The 4,194-nt window shown below is 58.6% G+C and carries 6 protein-coding genes; 5 read left to right on the top strand and 1 reads right to left on the bottom strand.

The genetic code is table 11. The features are described 5' to 3' along the window. Positions 1-5 precede the first annotated feature (5 nt). The 5 genes from BDE01S_RS11725 (at position 6) to BDE01S_RS08780 (ending at position 3,539) form a co-directional block, all read left to right on the top strand. Complete coding sequence (locus BDE01S_RS11725; protein ID WP_066080348.1) at positions 6-1,109, top strand: tail fiber protein; 1,104 nt, start codon at positions 6-8, stop codon at positions 1,107-1,109. An 18-nt stretch (positions 1,110-1,127) separates the two neighbouring features. Then, positions 1,128-1,862, top strand: a complete 735-nt coding sequence (locus BDE01S_RS08790) for a DUF4376 domain-containing protein (RefSeq protein ID WP_066080345.1) — start codon at positions 1,128-1,130, stop codon at positions 1,860-1,862. Between the two features lie 87 nt (positions 1,863-1,949). Beyond that, positions 1,950-2,420, top strand: coding sequence for a hypothetical protein (locus BDE01S_RS08785; RefSeq protein ID WP_066080342.1), 471 nt, complete (start codon positions 1,950-1,952; stop codon positions 2,418-2,420). A 190-nt stretch (positions 2,421-2,610) separates the two neighbouring features. Further along, the gene (locus BDE01S_RS11100; RefSeq protein WP_082790453.1) at positions 2,611-2,793 is read left to right on the top strand and encodes a Com family DNA-binding transcriptional regulator; all 183 of its coding nucleotides are present in this window, start codon (positions 2,611-2,613) and stop codon (positions 2,791-2,793) included. Beyond that, entirely contained in the window at positions 2,763-3,539 is a 777-nt protein-coding gene (locus tag BDE01S_RS08780) for a DNA adenine methylase (RefSeq protein ID WP_066080341.1), read from the top strand. Before BDE01S_RS11100 ends, BDE01S_RS08780 begins: the two co-directional genes overlap by 31 nt. A gap of 110 nt (positions 3,540-3,649) precedes the next feature. Here the strand turns inward: BDE01S_RS08780 and BDE01S_RS08775 are convergent, their stop codons facing one another. After that, positions 3,650-3,997 carry a hypothetical protein gene (locus tag BDE01S_RS08775; protein WP_066080338.1) on the bottom strand — a complete coding sequence of 116 codons (348 nt, stop codon included), beginning with the start codon at positions 3,995-3,997 and terminating at the stop codon, positions 3,650-3,652. Positions 3,998-4,194 lie beyond the last annotated feature (197 nt).

The raw sequence follows: 4,194 nt of genomic DNA, 5'->3' as shown, positions 1-4,194 counted from the left end.
GCTGGGTGCAGCAGTTTGTCAATGCGCAGATTGCCGCGTCCGACCCGCAAAACCGGACAGGTGTCGACCTTGATACCACGGTTACACCCACCTTTTTCCGCAATGCCACCGCAGCGGCAGGCCTGCCGACAACCGGAGACTACGGCGGCTTGGTTTTAGGCCACGCCAGCGACTGCACGCAGATTCTTGCTGAAGCGGGCAGGCTGTGGGTGCGCGGCAACGACAACAATCCGATTACCGGCGCGGAAGGCTGGTCGGTATGGGATAGGCTGGCGCGGGAACAAGACGTGATGATGTTAAACGGCAACCAAACCGTAGCGGGCGTGAAGACCTTCACCTCCGCCCCCGTCATGGCGGGGCTGACCGTCAACCGCAGCGACGGGCGCACCGCCGCGCTGGGCATAGGCGGCAGCGACACCTACCTGATGAACAAAACCAGCAACAAAACGCTGCAACTCAAAGACAACGGCTCGCTCGAGTACAGCAACGACAAAATCATGCTGTATTCCGACCGAAGCGACGCGGTCAACCTAAACGACACAGCCAAGCTCGCTACCAGCCGTGCCGTCAAAACCGCCTATGACAAAGCCGTAGCCGCAGAAAATGCCGCCCTCCAAGCTGCCCCAAGCGGAGCAATCATGTATTACGAAGGCGACACCGCGCCACCCGGCTGGCTGAAAGCCAATGGTGCTGCCGTTTCACGCAAAACTTACGCCAAACTGTTTGCCATTTTCGGCACCCGCTATGGCGCGGGCAACGGCACGACCACTTTCAACCTGCCTGACCGACGCGGCGAATTCCTGCGCGGCTGGGACGACGGGCGTGGGGTGGATGCGGGGCGGGCGTTGGGCTCGGCGCAGGCCGACGCGTTCCAGGGACATGCCCGTAATTTGAAGCGCAGCGAAAGCAACGCGCGTATGCACGGCCTCAACTACCATCAGGTTGTCGCCATGAATAGCAGCGATATGAGCCCGGCTCCGGCCGTTGTCGACCAAGGGGATAACTGGCATACCCATGACTACCTGCCGCACCTGAACTACGGTACCCCGCGCGTTGCCGCCGAAACCCGCCCCCGCAACATCGCCTTGCTGGCCATCATCAAAATCTAATCCCGAAAGGACAACCTTATGACCCAAATCCAATGGACCAAACCCGTCTGCCAACTCGATTCAGACGGCCTGTTTGTCGGCATGACCGAAGCCGACCTCGACATCTACGCCCGCGACGGCAGCTACCTTATCCCGGGCGGCTGTATCGAAGCCGAAGCCCCGTCCGACATCCCCGCCGGCAAAGCCGCATGTTGGAACGGCGAAGGCTGGGACTTTATCGATGATTATCGCGGCCGAACCGCCTACGACACCGCCACCGGCCAAGCCGTCACCATCGAAAAAGCCGGTGCGCTTTCAGACGGCCTCACCCTCGAACCGCGCCCGTCGGAGTGTCACGACTGGAACGCCCAAAAGAAACAGTGGCAGCCCGACCCCGACAAACAGGCCGCGCTCAAAGCCCGCCGCCAAGCCGCCGCGTGGGAAGCCATCAAAGCCCGCCGCGCCCAAGCCGTCACCGCAGGCGTATGGGTTGAATCCGCCGGAAAATGGTTTCACAGCGACGCGTCCAGCCGCCAGCAATACATCTTCCTGCGTACCTTGCCTGCCTTACCCGACAACCTGCAATGGAAAACGATGGACGGCAGCTTCGTCCAAATGACCAAAACCCTGCTGGATGAGCTTTCCATGACGCTCTTAACGTGCGAACAGGCCGACTTCGCCAACGCCGAACGCCACCGCGCCGCCATGCTCGCCGCCGACAATCCCGAAGCATACGACTTCTCAAGCGGCTGGTCGGCCGCCCCCGAACAGTAGGTCGGGCATTTATGCCCGACGCCCAAAGCAACCGTAAATCCGGCATTTATGCCCGACACCATCTAAAAAAAACGAAGGAAACCCCAAATGACCCGAGTGTATTTAGCCTGCTACAAAGGCGGCCGCGACTGGAAAGGCTGGAAACAGGCATGGCCGTATCTCAAAGCCCGCGCCGCCGACCGCCTGATCCGCCTGTTCACGCGCGGGCCGTACAGCCATTGCGAGATTGCCGTAGCCGAAAGAGGCGGCCGCTACCGCTGCTACTCCAGCTCCGTGCGCGACGGCGGCGTGCGCCTCAAAACCATGCCCCTGCCGTCTGAAAAATGGGACTTAATCCCGCTGCCGCCCGAAACCGCCGCAGCCGCCGCCGCCCTGTACGAGCAAACCAAAGCCGCAGGCTACGACTGGCGCGGCGCACTGGGCACGGTACTCGGCCTGCGCCAAAGCCGCACCCGTTGGTTCTGCTCCGAATGGTGCGCCCGCGCCCTGCGCCTGAGCGAAGCGTGGACGTACAGCCCCAACTGCTTGGCCGCTCTTATGCGGGGACGGGATTTTTAAAACCGTTTAAAATCCCCAAAGCAAAAGCCCTGTCACAATGACAGGGCTTTCTTTATGGAAAGACGGCGACGCGGCGGTGTTGGAGCACCAACCGCGCCGGCCAAGCAGAGTAAGCCTGCATTGACCCAAAGCCGCCGCCTCGCGAGGCAGGGCGGATTGTATCACTAACCAATGTGGGAAACATCAAAAAATGCAATTCCGTTGCACAAATTGTAACAAACTACTGGCAGTCGGCCGCGGCGACTTCGAAATCAAATGCCCGCGCTGCAAAGCAAGCAACCGCTGCCGCTCTTTAACAACCGAGAATGCCGCCGAGCATCGTGACCCGAAAGGAAACCATGAATGCTCGATAAAACGACCCCAAAACCAATAGTGCCGTGGATGGGCGGTAAACGCCGCTTGGCCAAACACCTGCTGCCCATGTTCCCCAAGCATACTTGCTACGTCGAACCCTTCTGCGGCGGTGCGGCCTTGTTCTTTATGCGCCCCGAACCTGCCAAAGCCGAAGTGCTCAATGACATCAACGGCCAGCTCATCAATCTCTACCGCGTGGTACAACACCACTTTGACGAGTTCGTGCGCCAGTTCGAATGGACGCTGACCAGCCGCGAAGTATTCGCCCGCCTGCAATCCACGCCGCCAGAATGCATGACCGACATCCAACGCGCTGCACGCTTCTTTTATCTGCAACACAACGCATTCGGCGGCAAAACGGTCGACCAACATTTCGGCACCGCCACGACCGCCCGCTCATGGAGTGCCGCCGACATCGCAAGCCGTCTGAAAGCCGCACAGCACCGCCTAGGCGGCGTCATCATCGAAAACGAGCCGTGGGACAAGTGTTTCAAACGCTACGACCGCGAACACACCTTCTTCTACCTCGACCCGCCGTACTGGCAGACCGCAGGCTACGACCGCGCCTTTAATTGGGCGCAATACGAGCTGCTGGCCAAACTGATGAAAGAGAGCAAAGGCAAAGCCATGCTCTCCATCAACGACCACCCCGACATCCGCGACCTGTTCAAAGACTTCCGCACCGAACGGCTGGAGCTGGCCTACAGCGTTTCCCGCGATAAAACGCAAAAGACCAGCGGCGAGCTGGTCATCTGCAACTGGTAGGCCGTCTGAAACAGGCAAAACAAAAGCGACGCTGCCGTCGCTTTTGTTACACTTTTTTCTTCTCCGCTGCCCGATAACCCGCTTCGTAAGCGGCTTTCAATGCTGCTTATTCATTTACACGCCACCACAACAATCAAAGCTTTCAAATAAGGCGTACCCACAGGCAACCCCGTTTCCCGAGCCATATCTTTGCCGAACGACCAGCCCAGCCATCTGTCCAACGCCGCCGCTACCGCCGCACCATCATCTAAGCCGGTTGCCAAACCGCAGACGACATCGTCCGCAAAATGCCGACCGTGGCGCGTATCCAAAAATAAAGCCACATCTTCGGCAAACTCGCCGGTAGCGGCGGTAATTCCTGCTACCGCAATATTCCACAAAGCCTGCGGACGGTCATGATGCAGGGCAACAGTACCGTAAAATCCGTAATCTTCATTTTGGGTTTGGGGGATATTCATGTCGTACTCCTTATTTAAGTTGCACACATGATGCCGCACCTCCGCCCAAAAGCCGAGCAACCCGATTGCTTTGTTTGGCCACAAATAAAAATTCCTGCCTTTGTCGGGCAGGAATTGCAACCTTGTTGCACTATGTGCAATAAAATCAGAAGTCGATTTATCTCAAAAATTGCGGAAATTTTTCGCGCGCGGCTTCA

This window comes from Bergeriella denitrificans NBRC 102155, assembly GCF_001592185.1.
In the GTDB taxonomy this organism is placed as follows: domain Bacteria; phylum Pseudomonadota; class Gammaproteobacteria; order Burkholderiales; family Neisseriaceae; genus Neisseria; species Neisseria denitrificans.
The sequence above is the reverse complement of the archived record's forward strand: the minus strand, read 5'-3'. Positions and strand labels throughout refer to the sequence as shown.